Raw genomic sequence first — 16,529 nt, 5'->3', positions numbered from 1 at the left:
GAATTGCCAAACGCTTTTAAGCTTGGTTTTGCCGTTAATCCCCTCATGACGCAGCCGGAGCGAAGCGAGCGGCGGGCGAAACAGGCGGACGACTGAGCGCAGCGAATCTTGTCCGCCCGCCCGACGGTTGCGTAGCGCAGGGAACCCGCCGCAGGCGGGCCAGGAATCGGGGCGCCTTTTTCTGATTACTCTTTTGAGGCGTATTAAAAGAGTAATGTGCCGTGTGGGGGCGCGATCCCACGGTGTTGAAGTTGGTGTTTGGTGTAAAGAACTAAAACATTTACTTCAAATTCAACACCGCCGGTCCCGGCCGGTTGTCGCCATGACTTGGATTCGCCAGGGGCGGCGCTACTAACTTGTTTTATAACGGCGGTGCCGTTAATCCCCTCATGACGCAGCCGGAGCGAAGCGAGCGGCGGGCGAAACAGGCGGACGACTGAGCGTAGCGAATCTTGTCCGCCCGCCCGACGGTTGTGTAGCGCAGGGAACCCGCCGTAGGCGGGCCAGGAATCGGGGCACCTTTCTCTGCTTACTATCTTTTGGTGTGAAAAGAGAGTAAGGCGCCGTGCGGGGGCGCGACCCCGCGGTGTTGAAGTAGGTGCTAAGTCCAAAGAGTTAAAACCTTTACGTCAACTTCAACCCCGCCGGTCCCGGCCGGCAGCCGGCTTACTTTCTTTACTCGTCTAAAGAAAGTAACCAAAGAATGGACGTAAGGTCGGCTGCCGCCATGACTTGGATTCGCCAGAGGCGGGGCTTCGGGTCACCGCTGCTGCCACTTAAGAGCCATGAATATCTTCGTCTGTCTTACTTGCGGAACGGAAATGGTTTCGCTGCTATCTGCGTAGCTGTTGCAGATATCGACCTTGCTCATTTGTTTTATTATGGCCGTGCCGTTAATCCCCTCATGACGCAGCCGGAGCGAAGCGAGCGGCGGGCGAAACAGGCGGACGACTGAGCGTAGCGAATCTTGTCCGCCCGCCCGACGGTTGCGTAGCGCAGGGAACCCGCCGCAGGCGGGCCAGGAATCGGGGCGCCCTTTTCTGATTACTCTTTTGAGGCGTATTAAAAGAGTAATGCGCCGTGCGGGGGCGCGACCCCGCGGTGTTGAAATTAAAGGTTTTATCTTCCAAAAAGACGAAAAGTTTTAAAGCATAAAAGGAGTATCCCATGAAATTTCCCGAATACCGGGCCCGTCGCACGCGCCGCACTCCGATTTTGCGCAACATGGTTCGCGAGACCCAGCTGGCGGTGGACGACTTTATCTATCCGCTGTTCTGCGTCGAGGGTACCGACGTCTGCAATCCCATCAGTTCCATGCCCGGCGTCAGCCAGATGTCCGTGGACCGGTTGGCGGCGGAGGCCCGCGAGATCCGGGATCTCGGCATTCCTGCGGTGATCCTGTTCGGCATTCCGGATCATAAGGACGCCGAGGGCAGCGAGGGCACCAACGAAGACGGCATCATTCCCCGCTCCATCCGTGCCATCAAGGCGGCGGTGCCGGAGTTGATTGTGGTTACCGATGTCTGTATGTGCGAATATACCGACCACGGCCATTGCGGCCTGATCCGTGACGAGGAGGTGGTCAACGATCCGACGCTTCGTCTGTTGTCCCTGCAGGCCCTGGCCCATGCTCGTGCCGGTGCTGACATCATCGCGCCGAGCGACATGATGGACGGGCGGGTGGCGGCCATCCGCCGCACCCTCGATAGCGAAGGATTCGACCATCTGCCGATCATGAGTTATGCTGTTAAGTACGCCAGCGCGTTTTACGGACCCTTTCGCGAAGCGGCGGAGTCGGCCCCTCAATTCGGTGATCGGCGTTCCTATCAGATGGACCCGGCCAACCGCCGCGAGGCCCTGCGCGAAGCCCAGCTCGATGTGAACGAAAACGCCGATTTTCTCATCGTCAAGCCGGCCATGGCCTATCTCGACATCCTGCGCGATCTGCGGGAACGTTTCGATCTGCCGCTGGTGGCTTACAACGTCTCCGGGGAATTCGCCATGCTCAAGGCTGCGGCGCAGCAGGGCTGGGTCGACCATGACAAGGTGATGCTGGAACTGCTGACCGGTATGAAGCGTGCCGGAGCCGATCTGATCATTACCTATCACGCCAAGGAAGCGGCTAAGCTGTTGAACCATGCTTGAATAACAGAGGATGGCACCGACCATGCCGGATACGCCACGCGACGATAAATCTCTGAATCGTACCGAAACCATTACCGCAGTGATTCATTACTATCGGGCGGAATCGGCGCGGGCGCTGGCCTGGCGGGAACGCCTCGACCGCACCACCAACTGGGCGGTCGCCGCTACCGCGGCGTTTCTGGGATTCGCTTTCAGTCATCCGGAAATCACCCATGCCGCGTTTTTATTCGGTCTGGCCATGGTGTATATCCTGTTGTTCGTCGAGGCGCGGCGCTTTCGTTTTTACGACGCCTATGAATACCGGGTGCGTCTGTTGCATCAGGAGTTTGTTGCCAACCTTCTCAAAGGGCGGCTCGATTTCTCGCCCGATGCGCCCTGGCGTATCGATCTGGCCGAGGATCTGCTGCATCCGCGCTACAAAATGGGACCGCTGCAGGCCATCGGTCAGCGCATCCACGCCAATTACATCTACCTGTTTGCGGTGCTGCTGGCCGGCTGGTTGCTGAAAATCAAACTGCATCCGCTTATTGCGCGATCCTGGCGCCAGTACCTGCAGCAGGCGGCGATCGGCGAACTGCCCGGCATCTGGACCCTGCTGTTTATGGCGGCGTTTGTTGCGCATCTTATTTATCTGCGTTATCTCGGCCGCCAGGCCAAAGGCGGTCGCGACCTGATCTATCCCCGGCAGAGCGGTTGAAGCTGCTTCTTGCCCTACCTGACACCACAATTCCCTGGAAGTAACTTGCATGACTGAATATTTTAAGGACACCCTGGCCAACGGTTTGCGCCTGGTTACGGTGGAAATGCCGCATCTGCACAGTGTCGAGATGGTTTGCCACGTCGGGGTCGGCGGTCGCCATGAACAGGCCGATAAGGCCGGGATCTCCCACTTTCTCGAACATATGCTGTTTCGCGGAAGTCAAGACTACCCCACGGGGCTGGCCCTGGAGTCGGCCTTTGAGGCTCTCGGTGGCACCGTCAATGCCGCTACCGACGGCGAAACCACCTGCTACCATTCGCGGTTGCATCCCGAGCATGTGGCCGAAGGTACCGCCTTGTTCGCGTCTTTGCTGCGTCGCCCGCTGCTGGACGACATCGATATCGAGCGCCGGATCATCATTGAGGAAGCTCTCGAAGATCTTAACGAGGCCGGTGAGGAGATCAATCCCGACAATCTGACCAGCCGCCTGATCTGGCCGGGGCATCCTCTGAGCCTGCCGACCGTCGGTACCCACGAATCGGTGCAGAGCCTGACCCGCGAGGATCTGCGCCAACATCTTGAAACCTGGTACACTCCGGGCAATATCGTGGTTGCTATCGCCGGTCGCGTTACACGCGCCCAGGCACTGGCCGCCGTCGAGGCCGCCTTTGGCGACTGGGTGAGCTACCCCGTGCCGACGGCGCTACCCGCGCCGCCGCCTGCAGCAGAGGGTCCTCTTACCGTCTGGACGCGGGACGCCACCTCGCAGATTCATCTGCAACTGGCGTTTAATGTCCCCGGACGCAAAGATCCGCGCACTCCGGCGTTGCGTTTGCTGCGGCGCATCCTGTCCGGCAGCAGCGCGCGGCTGATGGTGCGGCTGCGGGAGCAGCTCGGACTCACCTACCATGCCGAAGCCAATCTCGGCCTGTACGACGACTGCGGTGCGTTTTCCATCGACCTGGCTGTCGCTCCGGCCAGCCTGCTGCAGGCCCTGCAGGAGCTCCTGAAGATGTTGGACGATCTGCGCTGCAACCCCGCCGGCGAAGAGGAACTGCAGCGGGTGGTGCGCGCGTTTGTCTACGAACAGGAATTCAGCCTCGACCAGGCCGACACCCGGGCCGGCCGTTTCGGCTGGGGCGAACTGGTCGACTATCCCCTGACTCTGGCGGAGGAATGCCGCCAGGTGCAGGCCCTCACCGCTGCCCAGGTTCGTGAAGTCGCCGCGCAACTGTTTGATCCTAAAGCTCTGGCCGTGGCGTTTGTCGGTCCCTTCAGCGCACGGCAGCGTAAAGAGGTGGAAAAGCTGCTGGCGGGGTACAAGGGGTGAGCGAAGCATCCCCTTTAGGCCATAAGCAGATTAACCGCCGGGTACCCGGCGTCCGCAGAGAAAGACAAATGACTTCAGGCGTTACCGTGGCGGATTTATGATCACGATGCCTTTTGATGAATAAAAGGGCAGCCTTCCAAAACAGAAAAAGACCCACCCTGTTTTTGGGGTGGGTCTTTTCGCCATAGTTTCGCAGAATCTCATATCCTTTTCTCTGGAAAAGTGACTAGGGTTTTTCCTTCCAGACGATATTCTTTCTGGATTTCAGAGAGCGGCATCGGTTGCAGAAAAACCCGGTGCCGCATTTGACGTGCACCTCGAGTAGCTCCCCACATTCAGGACAGTGGGGCTCCATGTCGAACTCGTCATATATGGGGTAGTCGTTACAGGTTTTACAATGAAATTTGGTACCCTCGGGGGTTAACTCCGGGATAGTTTCGTGACCACATATCTTGCATATTCTTCGAAGCATACATACCTCCCCTTGATGATCTTCAATTCAAGATCCCTGCAAACGACCCATCTTTGCGCGCCGAGGCAAGAGTTGGCCTTATTGTATTACAAAAGCGGCAACGTATTCCAGAGCTGACCTGCAAATTATAGCGCCCCTTTTTTATGTGGATTCCGGTAAAACAAATAAGACCTTGTAAGGCTTTATAGAGAGGCCTAATATGCGGTATGGAAAAATCGAACGGGCATCGCTTCCGGATTACGTCTCACTATTGCAGAAACCCCATCGCCCTTATATGCGCCGAATCAATTTTCGTCAGGGGGGGTCGCATAGGCATGTGAAAACTGCTTGCGTTTTTAGAGGATAGGACTGAACCCCATTGAACAAATTTTCAAAGACGATGTCGGATAAAAGGTTACACGCGGCCCCTTCCGGAGCTATGACCTCCGCTTATCTGGAGCATTTCCGCCGCAAGCTTCTTCTGCTCTCCCTGTTGATCGGGACGATGCTTGTCGGTGCCGTTTTTGCGGTTTCGCGGGGTGCTTACCCTATCCCGATCAAGGGTGTATTCAGCGCGTTGACGGGCACCGCCGACGCTGCCACCGGTGTGGTGATTACCAATATACGATTGCCGCGGGTGATTGCCGCCATCGTGTGCGGATGGGGGCTTTCGTTGTCGGGCCTGAGCATCCAGTCCCTGCTTAAAAACCCGCTGGGTTCACCGTCAACACTCGGCATCAGCCAAGGGGCGGCCTTCGGGGCGGCGGCAGCTATCGTCTTTTGGGGCTCCGGGATGTTCTCGGTGACCACCTTTGCCTTTATCGGGGCTATGGCGGCGACCCTGGTTGTGCTTGTTTTATCGGGATTGAAGCGTCTTTCCTCCGAAGCTGTCATTCTGGCGGGGGTGGCCCTGTCATCCTTGTTTGTATCGGCAACTATTCTGATCCAATATCTGGCGACGGAAACCGAATTGGCCATGGTCGTTTTCTGGGCGTTCGGCGATGTGGCTCGTTCCAACTGGATGGAAATCGGGATCATGACCGGCGTGGTTTTGCTCGCATCCCTTTACCTGATGGCCATTCGATGGGACCTCAACGCTCTGGCCTCGGGGGAAGAGACGGCCAAAGGGCTGGGGGTGAATATCGGGAGCATCCGGGTGTCCGGCATGGTGGCGGCAGCACTGGTATCCGCCATGGCAACCGCTTTTCACGGTGTCATCGCCTTTATCGGCTTGATTGCGCCCCATATGGCCCGGCGTCTTGTGGGCGATGATCATCGTCTGTTGATCCCCTTCTCTTCGGTTTTGGGCGCATTGCTGCTGCTGACGGCTGACACGGTGGGCCGGTTAGTCATCGGTTCAGGAGCTCTGCCGGTGGGCGTTATCACCTCGTTTCTGGGGGCGCCGCTCTTTCTCTATCTGCTCGTTCGGGGGTGCCGATGAAGCTGACGGTGGCCAATGTCGATTTTTCCTATAACAGCCATCCGGTGTTGTCGGATGTGAGTTTTTCCCTGGACCGGGGACAGGTCATGTGTGTTCTGGGCGTTAACGGTGCGGGAAAGTCCACGTTGCTCAAGTGCCTGAATCGTATCCTTACACCCCATCGGGGATCGGTGCTTGTGGATGGAGACGACCTGTTGCGCATGAGCCAGAACAATGTGGCTCGACGCGTGGGATATGTCCCGCAGCGTCACCCGGAAACGCGGCTGTCGGTTTTCGAGGCGGTGCTCATGGGGCGCAAACCGCACATTCGCTGGTCGCTTGGCGCAGAGGATTACGCCTTGGTGGAAGACATCATTACGCAGATGGGGATCTCGGATCTGGCCATGCGGTCGGTCAGCGATCTGAGCGGCGGCGAACTCCAGAAGGTGATCATCGCCCGGGCGCTCGCCCAGTCGCCTGCCGTTCTACTGCTGGACGAACCGACCAGCAATCTCGATTTGAAAAACCAGCTCGAAGTGATGGAGCTGATTTGCCGCATTGTTGAAACCCAAAACTTGTCGGCGGTGGTTGCCATCCACGATTTGAATATCGCCTTGCGCTTTGCGGACAGATTCGTTTTCCTGAAAGAACAGAGCGTCCATGCGGTATCGACCAGGGAGGATCTCGATTCGGAGATGATTTGGCAGGTTTATGGTGTCAGGGTGGCTCTTCGGGAATTCGCCGGTCATACCGTGGTTGTGCCGATGTAAGCGAGGAGAAACACATGAAGAGAACATATATGATGATGTTAGGTATCCTTGCCGGTTTTCTGGTTCTGTCTTCCCACTGCATGGCCGCTCGGACGCTAAGGGTTACCGATATGGCCGGGCGGCAGGTGACCGTCCCTTTTGATCCAGAGAGGATTGTTTGTATCGGACCCGGCGCCTTGCGATTGATGGTGTATCTGCAGGCTGCATCGAAAATTGCCGGCGTGGAAGATATGGAAAAGATGAACCCCGGCGGCAGGCCATACTGGATTGCCCACCCGGAACTTTCCATGCTGCCGCGTTGCGGCCCGGGCGGTCCTGCCGGCATTAACAAGAAACCGGACCTTGAAGCCCTGCTCGCCGTAAGGCCTCAGGTGATATTCGCCACCTACATGGATGCGTCCCTGGCGGATGAGGTGCAGCGAACCCTGAACATCCCACTGATCGTGTTGAATTATGGCGCCTTGGCGACCTTCGATGAAGCGGTTTACGATGCCATGCGCATTGCGGGGAAGATCCTGAACCGCGAAAAGCGCGCCGAAGAAGTTGTCTCCTATATCGAATCCCTGCGCGAGGATCTGCGCATGCGCACCAGGGATATTCCCGAGGATACAAAACCGACCGTCTATATCGGTGGTATCGGTTATCGCGGCGCCCATGGCATCGAAAGCACGGAACAACGCTATATTCCGTTTGACTGGGTGGGGGCGGATAACGTTGCAAAGAAGGTAACAGCCCGCATCGGCAGCCATGTGGCCATGGACAAGGAGATACTGTTGAAGCTGAATCCGGAGGTTGTCTTTATCGACGGCGGCGGATTGAGTCGTGTGCGGGAGGATTATCGCAAAAAGCCGGAATTTTACCATGCCTTGAAAGCATTTTCGACCCGCCGGGTATATACGCTGCATCCGTTCAACTGGTACACGACCAACATCGGTACGGCCCTGGCCGACGCCTATGCGATCGGGAAAATCCTATACGAAAAACCATTTAAGGATATCGATTCTCAGCACAAGGCGGATGAAATTTACACCTTTCTGGTTGGGAAACCCGTATATGCAAGCATGCAAAAGGATTACGGACCCATCGGCCAAACAGCGCCCTTTTTGAAAACATCTCCCCTATGAGTTCGGCCATGCAGTCTACATAACTATCCCTTTGGATAAGGGGGACTCAGATGAACAGGATTGTCTTTTATTCAAAAACGGATTGTGTCCGGTAATCATCACTCTGGCATATCGCAATATTTAAGCTTGGATGAACTCTTCCGTGGTACCCATATTTGCCCCGCCACGGTCTTGTCCCACCACGGTGTCTGGTACACGGAAAATGCAACGAGAGGATCCACGGCAATCGCAATGCCTGATGGAAGATAACCCCTTGGGCAAGAATGCCCTTCCTCTCCAAGGCGAAGAAAGGTATCCTGACGCTTTATGACATCGATTTTTGCTTCAAATACTTTTTCTTCCTTGAAGACATAGGCGTACAGAGTCAGGAATATGGACTTGGCACGCCGTTGGCAGAAGAAGGTTGCTGGAACCGTGCGACTGTAGGCCGGTTTGTTGCGCCGATGCGTGTTTTTCCGTCAGTTGTTTGACCCGGACAAAAAGAACGAACGCTATTCCATGAGTGATTCTCCTGCCAAAAAGTCCTTGCGTCCCGAAGAACCCGCCCCTCACACATCCCAGGTGCCCACCGGGTCGTTTGAATGTCCGATTTGTGCGCGTGATTTTGCCGGATCAGGTGTCTCTGAAGGGACCTTCCAAGAAACTGGCGCGCTGCATCTGGCTTTTATGGAGTCTTCCATCGATGGCATCGTCATTATGGATGGTGCATCCGGCGGTGTCGTCGAGGCCAATGCGGCCTTCGCCGAAATGCTCGGCTACAGCATGGAAGAACTTCGTCGCTTGCATGTCTGGGATTGGGATGCCCAGTGGTCCAAGGACGAACTCCGATTGATCATTGCAAATACCGGTTTTTCGAATCAGCGGTTCGAAACCCGGCATCGGCGTAAAGACGGGCAGATTCTGGATGTGGAGATCAGTGCCACCAAAATCCAATGGTTGGACAAGCTCTTTGTTTTTTGTGTCGTCAAAGATATCAGCCAACAAAAGCTCCAACAGCAGAGACTGCAACAGGAACTCACCCTGTGGCAGTTGCTGATGGAACGCAGCAAGGGGGGCATCGCTGTTATTGATGGGGAAACCCTAAAGGTTCTCGATGTCAATCCCGCTTTTGCTGAGATGCTCGGCTATGAACCGGGGGAGATGCTGGGTATGCACCCCTGGGAATGGGACGCATGCCGCAGTCGTGCGCAAATAGAATCGAGAGCATTCTCCTCTCAGGTTTCCTACGAAGAATACTTCTTTGAAACCATCATGAAACGCAAAGACGGCACTCTGCGGAATGTGGAGGTGAACAGTCTGCCCATGATGGTGGGCGATAGAAAACATGTTTTTTGCCTCTGTCGGGACATCACGGAACGCTGCGAGGCCAATAAAGCTTTGCTTGCCAGGGAACAGGACTTTCGCAGCCTGGCCGAGAATGCCCCCGATGCCATCGTGCGCTATGACCGCCAATTGCGTCGTCTGTATATCAATCCGGTTCTTGAGCGTCTGCTCGGTCAGGATAAAGCAACTCTGCTCGGTAAGCCCTTTGAAAACCATGCGCCTGTGGATATGACGGCTTATCAGGATGCTCTTGAAAAGACTTTCCAAACCGGCCTCCAGCAAGTGACCGAGGTTCAGTATCCCCTGCCTGACGGTACGCTCGGCTGGTTTCACGCGCGTTTTGAGCCGGAATTTGCCGAGGATGCAACCGTTAAATCCGTTATGGGCATCGTTCGCGATATCACCGAGCTGGTCGAGCAGCGGGAACTGGCGCAACACCTGGCGTTTACCGATATGCTGACCGGGCTGCCGAATCGGGCCTTGTTTGAAAAGCGTTTTAAAGAGGCTGCCGCCGAAGCGAAAAGTACCGACTGTCCCTTTGCTCTGCTGATGTTGGATCTCGATCATTTCAAAGATGTCAATGACTCCCTGGGCCATAACTGCGGGGATGAGCTGCTGCGTCAGGTGACCGCGCGCCTGTCCCACTGTGTCAACGAATGCGATACCATTGCCCGCATGGGCGGGGATGAGTTCGCCATTCTACTGGCTGAGAGCCGAGGCAGCGATGAGGCCGGCCAGGTCGCGGATCTGATTCTCAGCACACTGGCCCAGCCTTTTTTCATCGAATCTCAGGAACTGTTCATCTCCGGCAGCATCGGCATCGCTTTCTTTCCCCATGATAGTGCCAATCTTGACGAGTTATTCACCTACGCCGATACCGCCATGTACAGCGCCAAGCACAAGGGACGCAACAATTTCCAGTGCTACGACCAGGAACTCACCCGCCATGTCTCCGCGAAGTTGTCCCTTGGCGCTTCGCTGCGCTATGCCTGTGTCAACCATGAACTGCAGCTTTATTATCAGCCCAAGGTTCAACTGAAGGATGGTCGGGTTGTCGGTGTGGAGGCTTTGCTGCGCTGGTGGCATCCCGTGCTGGGCATGTTGACGCCGGATCGCTTCATCTCCATTGCCGAGGAGACCGGCCTGATCGTCGAAATCGGCGAATGGGTATTGAAAACCGCCTGCCAGGCGGCGGTTGATTTCAACCGGAATGCCACCGCCCCGTTCAAGGTGGCGGTCAACCTCTCCTGCCGGCAGTTTCTGCAGAATGATCTGGCCGCTACCATCGAGGCCATTCTGAAAACCACCGGCTGTCGGGGGGAATGGCTGGAGTGCGAGATCACCGAAAGCCTGATGATCGAGGACAACCCCCAGGTAGCGAAGACTCTCGAAGCCCTGCGCTCTCTCGGCATCACCATCGCCATCGATGATTTCGGTACCGGTTATTCGGCCTTGAATTATCTCTCCCGGTTTCCCATCGACGTCCTCAAAATAGACCGCTCGTTTATCAACCATATCGACACCGACCCCTGCAAGGTCGGCCTGGTCAAGGTCTTCATCGCCCTGGGAACCAACCTCGAAATGCAGATTGTGGCGGAAGGTGTGGAGACCGTATCCGAGTCGGCCTCTCTGCAAAAACTGGGTTGTGGCCTCGCCCAGGGCTATCTTTTCGGCAAGCCCCAGCCTTTTAAAGCCCTGATGGCAACGCTGTCGCTTTGAATGTCATCATCAGTCTCTGTCTGCCGTCGATCCCGGAACCCGCTGCGCAAAATGAAAAGAATGGGGCGCTTTGTCGACGGATATCCCTGGAACCTGCCTTTTTAACTGTTGTTAGCCAAGCTGTTTATGTATTCTTCATGAATACTTATCCTTGACTAAACCCTCTTTGCCGCCGGGAGAACAGAAATGGAGCCTCTTGACAGAGACACAGCCAAGAAACTGTACAAACATTACCGTAAAAACCGGGACGGCATCCGAAATTGCCCGGAAATGGCCTCCATCTGCCTGATCTGCGAATCAATCCATATCGTTCCCATGGAGGGCAACCCCTATAAGCTGGTCTGCCGCAACTGCGGCTTTGCTTTTTTCCGTTACCAGTGCAGCGCCTGCGGTGCCACCATCGACGGTCGCGATCCTAAAAATCCCCCCTGTGAGACCTGCGGCTTAAGGGTCTGTACCTGTGGGGCCTGCGATTGCCCGACGTAGCCTGAACCGACCGCTTCCATGTAGTGAGTAACAACGGCTGAAACAGCCTCTGGTAAGAAACCGTAAAAGGAACCTTTCATGACTGATAAAGATCCCCGTTGCGCCAGCTGCCCCTATGAAGCCTCCGACCGGATCTGCCGGGATAAAAACGGCAAGGCTCCGGTATTCTGCCCGACTTTGAATATGCCCGATCTGGCGCAGGAGAGCCTGAAGCAATACAACGATGACCCGGCTGTCAGCAACTTCGCCAAACAAGCCTCCATCCAGGAAGCGGACGGATACATCAATCGCGAGCTTGGTCATGCAGCTGTTCGGGGTTCAAAAACCCGCATGGAAGAGATCATGGAGTTTGCCGCCAAGATGGGCTACAAGCGCCTCGGTCTGGCCTTTTGCATGGGGTTGAGAAAAGAGGCCCAGGTGGTGGAGAAACTCTTATCCTCCCGAGGTTTCGAGGTGGTTTCGGCCATCTGCAAGGTCGGCGGGATCTCCAAAGAGTGCATCGGTCTGAGCAAAGAACAGCAGGTCGATCCCAAGGGAACCGAGGTCATGTGCAATCCCATTATGCAGGCCATGATTTTGAACGAGGGCAAAACCGATTTCAACGTGTTGCTGGGTCTGTGTGTGGGGCATGATTCCCTGTTCCTGAAGTATGCCGAAGCCCCCTGCACCGTGCTGGCCGTCAAAGACCGGGTGCTCGGCCACAATCCCCTTGCGGCCATCTACAATGTGGATAGCTATTACCGATCTCTGAAGTAATACAGGAATCTGGATTCATGATCTGATAACCAGCCATGGACAGGATTTGAGAGACTCGTATACACATTAGAATATTTGACAAACTGTTGTATTTGTCGGTATTTATGAAGGGCTTTTTGTTTTCGGCGGACTATGGACATGCCGGGGCACCATCATACCGACAACAGATAACCAAAGCCGCTCAGCTGAAACAAAATAGCTGGGCGGTTTTTTTTGGTTTTTAGAAGTCGATAGTTTGGTGGATGCGGCTTGTTTTGGATACGGGTAGTGGTTTTGAGGCCCAACTGTAATTAGAGTGCACTTACTAACAGCACATGGAAAATACCAGGGGCAATTTTCCACTTTTACCCCTTTAATAATGCAATAAGTGGAAAATTTTGCCTGCTATAAGGGTGTTATGCTGGGAAGTTTTCCACTTAACCACAATGTTAGAAACTAAAGAGAAAAATGAAATACTCTGTGTCAATCATTGTAACGACGATCATATTTTTTAGTTGGGCAGTGACCTGGAGAATCTTCAAAGAAGACATAAAAAGAAAAATTTCCCCAAGAGATCAAAAGCTGATTTTGCTGCTTTTCTTTTTTATTATAGGCGCATTGCTCTACACGTATTTTGCTACTAATGGGACTTTCATCTGGAGATAAGAAGAGGTTTTCTAACCAATTGATTAACCGGACTGGTGACCCAGGGGCGATTCTCGAAAAGGTCTCTACTAAATTGGATCGGCACGTCGCAGCCGGTTATCACTACCGTTGAGGCTGTAGGAAAACCCAAAAACGTGTTAGAATGCGAAAAAATTCATGAAATGCTAAAGGGGTTTTTCTCATGGCTCGTTTCAAACCCTACGACTACAAGCAAACCGTTATGTTGCCGGTGGATTTCGAACAGCAGATCCTGCCCGGCACCTTCGAGTATTCCCTGCACTACCTGGTCGACAACGAACTCGACCTGAGTATTTTCAACAGTAAATTCAACAACGACGAAGCCGGCCGTCCCGCCTACGATCCGGCCATTCTGCTGAAGATTGTGCTGCTGGCCTATTCGCGCGGGGTTACTAGCAGTCGCAAGATCGAAGCACTGTGCCGTGAAAACGTGATCTTTATGGCCCTGTCCGCCGACAGCCGTCCGCATTTCACCACCATTGCCGACTTCATCTCCGGGTCTGCCAAACAGATTGCCGATCTGTTTCATCAGGTGCTGATGGTTTGCGATGCCCTGGGGCTGATTGGTCATGAGATGTTCGCCGTCGACGGTTGCAAGATGCCATCGAACGCCTCCAAGGAGTGGAGCGGCACCCACGACGATTTGAAAAAGAAAGCCAAGAAGATCGACCGGGCCGTACGCTTTCTGCTCAACAAGCACCGCGAAGAAGATAAAAAGGGGCCGCCCGATCCGACCATGCGGCAGCGGGAGGAAAAGCAGAAAGAGACTCTGACCAAGGCCAGTCGTAAGATCAAGAAGTTCCTGACCGAAAACAAAAAACGCCAGGGTCGTCGCGGCAAGGAAGTGAAAAGCAACATCACCGACAACGACAGCGCCAAGATGAAGACCAGCCACGGCGTGCTTCAGGGCTACACTGGCGTCGCCGCGGTCGATGCCGAGCATCAGGTGGTGGTGCATGCCGAAGCCTTCGGTACGGGACAGGAGCATGGGTTGCTCGAACCGATGCTTGAGGGCATCCGCAAGGCCTTCAACGGTAACTATCATAACTGTGGTGACGAGATTCTTAGCGAGGCCAAAATCCTGGCCGATAGTGGTTTTCATAGCGGACAGACTCTGGAGCATCTGGAAGCAGAAGGCATAGACGGCTATATCGCCGATCCTGGTTTTCGCTCCCGCGATCCCCGTTTCAAGACCGCGTCACGTCACAAGCCCCAAGACTCCGGTGCGTCAAAGAGCCACCCAAAAAAACGCTTCAGCGTCAGCGACTTTCAGGTCGATCTTGCCAACAAGACCTGCGCCTGTCCGGCCGGTAACCCTCTGTGGCTCAAGTGCGCCAAAGCCAAGATCGGCGAGCGTTTATTCATGCAATTCATGGGCTATCAGGCTGATTGTGATCGCTGTGCAAAGCGGAGCCAATGCTTGCGAGACATCCGCCAAAAAGGAGCCCGCCAGGTCAACGTGCTGCTGGAGACGCTATCGAGTCCCAAGATCGGCATCATCGAGCGGATGAAACAGAAGATCGATTCCGTGTTCGGTCGCCACATTTACGGGCAACGCCTGGGCATCGTCGAACCTGTCTTTGGCAATCTGCGCGAAACGCTTGGGCTGCGACGGTTTTCCCTGCGTGGTCGCACCAAAGTCGATGGGCAATGGAAATTGATGACAATGCTCCACAATATCGGCAAGATTCATCGGTATGGATGGACTTTGTAGGGTAAAAGCGGGAAATCCGGGTCTAGATGGAGTAAAAGCTTCTTCTTTGTACGGTTTGTGGAGTCGTTTTAGAGAGAATAAGGCGAAGGAAACCGAAGAGAACTTAAAATAGGAATCGGGGCCGAGAAGAATAGATTGACGGAAAACAGGTTCAGTCAAAATGGTTTTTCTACAGGCTCGTTATGCGCAAAAAAACCGAGAGGAAACAAGTAATGTTCGGATTCTTCAAAAAGAAGTACCCACTACTTAAGAATGAAATGATTACACCTGTCGGTGAGCCAGTCAATACATCTGAAGCCAAGCGAATTTTTAAACAATTTATGAAAGAAATCGGCTATCTCGAAAAAGATGAACTCACAGAACATGCTGGCTATCTTTCTGAGGAAATCAAAGACCATGAGCAGGGGTTAAGAGAAGAATGCTTAGATAAAAAGGAAGAAATTGCTGAAGCAAAGCGACTTTTAAAAGAGCTTAAGAGCAATCTCAAGAAAGCCGAAGGTGAGGAGAAGGAAGATATTGAGTGCGAAATCGAAGATATTGAAGATGATCTGGAAGATTTTGTGAAGGAATTGGAACAGGCAGCTGAAGCTCTTGCCAAATTCAAAAAAGATAAACGAGAATTTCTAATCGAGTATATCAATAATCAAACACAAAGCCGGTAGAGACTGCTCATAACAAGTAGGTCCAGGGGCCAGCAAAAAGCGTCGCTCGTTCCTCGCTCTGCTTTACGCTGCCCCTGAGCTAAGTCGTTAAATTTTCTGGAGCCTTATATGGATCTTAAAGATTTTATTAAGGAAACAATAAAGGATATATCCGAAGCAATTTCAGAATCAAACTCTGAACTTTCATCTTTTGGCACAATAGTAAATCCAAAAGATGTACATCCCACTGACAAGAAAGTCGATGTTTACGGCTTTTTACTGAAAAAAGATGAGAGTGCTGATTACAGGCGCCCTGTCCATTTAGTAAATTTTGACATTGCTGTTTCCAGTACAACAAAAAAAGACGGTAAAGAAGGCATAGGAGTCAATGTAGTAGGAATCAAACTTGGAAAAGATGGCGGTCACGCTGATGAGAGCAACATGAGCAGTAAATTGAGGTTCTCAATTCCAGTAGCATTGCCTGTTGGTGAAAAGTAATTTAAGGATAAAATCAACCGGAACAAATAGGGACACTCCCCATATTTCAAAAAATTAATTGCCTCTTAAGTTTCTTTCTTATACTCTGGCTCTATGCCTCGAATAGCTCGCATAGTCGCCCCTGGATACCCGCACCATGTAACCCAACGTGGCAATAATCGCTCGACGACCTTTTTCGATGATGAAGATCGCCTGAGATATCTGAACCAACTCAAAAAATACTCTACACGACACTCTCTACATATATGGGCCTACTGCCTGATGGACAACCATGTCCATTTGCTGGTGGTTCCTGAAAAAGAAGATTCACTGTCTCGTGGGATCGGACTGACAAATCAGGTCTATACCCAGTACTTGAATCGGAAATTGAAACAAAGCGGTCGCGTATGGCAGAACCGCTTTTTTTCGTGCATCGTTGAAGACGATGCGTATCTTTGGAGGGTGGCGCGGTATATTGAAAAAAATCCGTTAAAAGCCGGGATGACCAATCGGGCAGAAAACTATCGTTGGTCCAGTGCCAAGGCCCATATAAAAGGCTCGGATGAAGATCTGCTGGCAGAGTATTGTTGGCTGCCTCTTGAAGACCGGGCGCGTTATGCTGAATTTATGTTGCAAGAGGATGATCAGGCGGACAACATGTTGCGTAAAGCTACATGTACAGGACGGCCTTACGGATCAGAAGCCTTTATCTCCAAAATGGAATTAAGACTGAATAAAACCTTGAAGGCGCAAAAACCCGGAAGGCCAAGAAAGAAAACAGGGGAGTGTCCCTAGTTTTTCTAGTTTTTC

At 53.5% G+C, this 16,529-nt stretch carries 14 protein-coding genes; 13 read left to right on the top strand and 1 reads right to left on the bottom strand.

Going from position 1 to position 16,529, the window contains the following annotated elements:
* The first annotated feature begins 1,167 nt into the window (after nt 1–1,167).
* From hemB to PCAR_RS16535, 3 genes are read left to right on the top strand one after another with little or no spacing between them, the layout of a single operon-like run.
* Nucleotides 1,168–2,145: a porphobilinogen synthase gene (hemB, locus tag PCAR_RS16545; protein ID WP_011342856.1), complete on the top strand. Its 978-nt coding sequence runs from the start codon at nt 1,168–1,170 to the stop codon at nt 2,143–2,145.
* A gap of 22 nt (nt 2,146–2,167) precedes the next feature.
* On the top strand, nt 2,168–2,842 hold the full coding sequence (locus PCAR_RS16540) for a DUF2270 domain-containing protein (protein ID WP_011342855.1): 675 nt from the start codon (nt 2,168–2,170) through the stop codon (nt 2,840–2,842).
* Between the two features lie 49 nt (nt 2,843–2,891).
* A complete protein-coding gene (locus tag PCAR_RS16535; RefSeq protein ID WP_011342854.1) occupies nt 2,892–4,175 on the top strand; it encodes a M16 family metallopeptidase in 1,284 nt (427 codons plus the stop codon).
* Nucleotides 4,176–4,401: 226 nt separating this feature from the next.
* Here the strand turns inward: PCAR_RS16535 and PCAR_RS18520 are convergent, their stop codons facing one another.
* On the bottom strand, nt 4,402–4,647 hold the full coding sequence (locus PCAR_RS18520) for a zinc ribbon domain-containing protein (RefSeq protein ID WP_011342853.1): 246 nt from the start codon (nt 4,645–4,647) through the stop codon (nt 4,402–4,404).
* A gap of 418 nt (nt 4,648–5,065) precedes the next feature.
* Here PCAR_RS18520 and PCAR_RS16530 point away from each other — a divergent pair, with 418 nt between their 5' ends.
* The 10 genes from PCAR_RS16530 to PCAR_RS16475 all read left to right on the top strand — a co-directional run bounded on the left by PCAR_RS16530 (nt 5,066) and on the right by PCAR_RS16475 (nt 16,514).
* On the top strand, nt 5,066–6,067 hold the full coding sequence (locus PCAR_RS16530) for a FecCD family ABC transporter permease (RefSeq protein ID WP_041531432.1): 1,002 nt from the start codon (nt 5,066–5,068) through the stop codon (nt 6,065–6,067).
* Nucleotides 6,064–6,816: an ABC transporter ATP-binding protein gene (locus PCAR_RS16525; protein WP_011342850.1), complete on the top strand. Its 753-nt coding sequence runs from the start codon at nt 6,064–6,066 to the stop codon at nt 6,814–6,816. Before PCAR_RS16530 ends, PCAR_RS16525 begins: the two co-directional genes overlap by 4 nt.
* A gap of 14 nt (nt 6,817–6,830) precedes the next feature.
* Entirely contained in the window at nt 6,831–7,940 is a 1,110-nt protein-coding gene (locus tag PCAR_RS16520; RefSeq protein WP_011342849.1) for an iron ABC transporter substrate-binding protein, read from the top strand.
* A gap of 498 nt (nt 7,941–8,438) precedes the next feature.
* Nucleotides 8,439–10,982 (top strand): sensor domain-containing protein, encoded by a 2,544-nt coding sequence (locus PCAR_RS16510; RefSeq protein ID WP_011342848.1) that lies wholly within the window; start codon nt 8,439–8,441, stop codon nt 10,980–10,982.
* Between the two features lie 186 nt (nt 10,983–11,168).
* Complete coding sequence (locus tag PCAR_RS16505; protein ID WP_011342847.1) at nt 11,169–11,468, top strand: hypothetical protein; 300 nt, start codon at nt 11,169–11,171, stop codon at nt 11,466–11,468.
* A gap of 78 nt (nt 11,469–11,546) precedes the next feature.
* Nucleotides 11,547–12,224, top strand: coding sequence for a DUF1847 domain-containing protein (locus tag PCAR_RS16500; protein WP_011342846.1), 678 nt, complete (start codon nt 11,547–11,549; stop codon nt 12,222–12,224).
* Between the two features lie 826 nt (nt 12,225–13,050).
* Nucleotides 13,051–14,601 (top strand): transposase, encoded by a 1,551-nt coding sequence (locus tag PCAR_RS16490; RefSeq protein WP_011341110.1) that lies wholly within the window; start codon nt 13,051–13,053, stop codon nt 14,599–14,601.
* Nucleotides 14,602–14,813: 212 nt separating this feature from the next.
* The gene (locus PCAR_RS16485; RefSeq protein ID WP_011342845.1) at nt 14,814–15,263 is read left to right on the top strand and encodes a hypothetical protein; all 450 of its coding nucleotides are present in this window, start codon (nt 14,814–14,816) and stop codon (nt 15,261–15,263) included.
* 108 nt (nt 15,264–15,371) lie between these two features.
* Nucleotides 15,372–15,740: a hypothetical protein gene (locus tag PCAR_RS16480; protein ID WP_011342844.1), complete on the top strand. Its 369-nt coding sequence runs from the start codon at nt 15,372–15,374 to the stop codon at nt 15,738–15,740.
* A gap of 93 nt (nt 15,741–15,833) precedes the next feature.
* On the top strand, nt 15,834–16,514 hold the full coding sequence (locus PCAR_RS16475; protein WP_011342843.1) for an REP-associated tyrosine transposase: 681 nt from the start codon (nt 15,834–15,836) through the stop codon (nt 16,512–16,514).
* Nucleotides 16,515–16,529: the final 15 nt, after the last annotated feature.

This window comes from Syntrophotalea carbinolica DSM 2380, from assembly GCF_000012885.1.
GTDB lineage: Bacteria > Desulfobacterota > Desulfuromonadia > Desulfuromonadales > Syntrophotaleaceae > Syntrophotalea > Syntrophotalea carbinolica.
Note: the sequence above shows the minus strand (reverse complement) of the source record. Positions and strands in the feature narration are given on the sequence as shown.

Coding starts and splice junctions, on each gene's coding strand:
- PCAR_RS18520 (WP_011342853.1), bottom strand. CDS start 4,647: ATGCTTCGAAGAATATGCAAGATATGTGGTCACGAAACTATCCCGGAG.
- PCAR_RS16485 (WP_011342845.1), top strand. CDS start 14,814: ATGTTCGGATTCTTCAAAAAGAAGTACCCACTACTTAAGAATGAAATG.
- PCAR_RS16475 (WP_011342843.1), top strand. CDS start 15,834: ATGCCTCGAATAGCTCGCATAGTCGCCCCTGGATACCCGCACCATGTA.
- hemB (WP_011342856.1), top strand. CDS start 1,168: ATGAAATTTCCCGAATACCGGGCCCGTCGCACGCGCCGCACTCCGATT.
- PCAR_RS16520 (WP_011342849.1), top strand. CDS start 6,831: ATGAAGAGAACATATATGATGATGTTAGGTATCCTTGCCGGTTTTCTG.
- PCAR_RS16535 (WP_011342854.1), top strand. CDS start 2,892: ATGACTGAATATTTTAAGGACACCCTGGCCAACGGTTTGCGCCTGGTT.
- PCAR_RS16525 (WP_011342850.1), top strand. CDS start 6,064: ATGAAGCTGACGGTGGCCAATGTCGATTTTTCCTATAACAGCCATCCG.
- PCAR_RS16490 (WP_011341110.1), top strand. CDS start 13,051: ATGGCTCGTTTCAAACCCTACGACTACAAGCAAACCGTTATGTTGCCG.
- PCAR_RS16510 (WP_011342848.1), top strand. CDS start 8,439: ATGAGTGATTCTCCTGCCAAAAAGTCCTTGCGTCCCGAAGAACCCGCC.
- PCAR_RS16480 (WP_011342844.1), top strand. CDS start 15,372: ATGGATCTTAAAGATTTTATTAAGGAAACAATAAAGGATATATCCGAA.
- PCAR_RS16500 (WP_011342846.1), top strand. CDS start 11,547: ATGACTGATAAAGATCCCCGTTGCGCCAGCTGCCCCTATGAAGCCTCC.
- PCAR_RS16505 (WP_011342847.1), top strand. CDS start 11,169: ATGGAGCCTCTTGACAGAGACACAGCCAAGAAACTGTACAAACATTAC.
- PCAR_RS16530 (WP_041531432.1), top strand. CDS start 5,066: ATGACCTCCGCTTATCTGGAGCATTTCCGCCGCAAGCTTCTTCTGCTC.
- PCAR_RS16540 (WP_011342855.1), top strand. CDS start 2,168: ATGCCGGATACGCCACGCGACGATAAATCTCTGAATCGTACCGAAACC.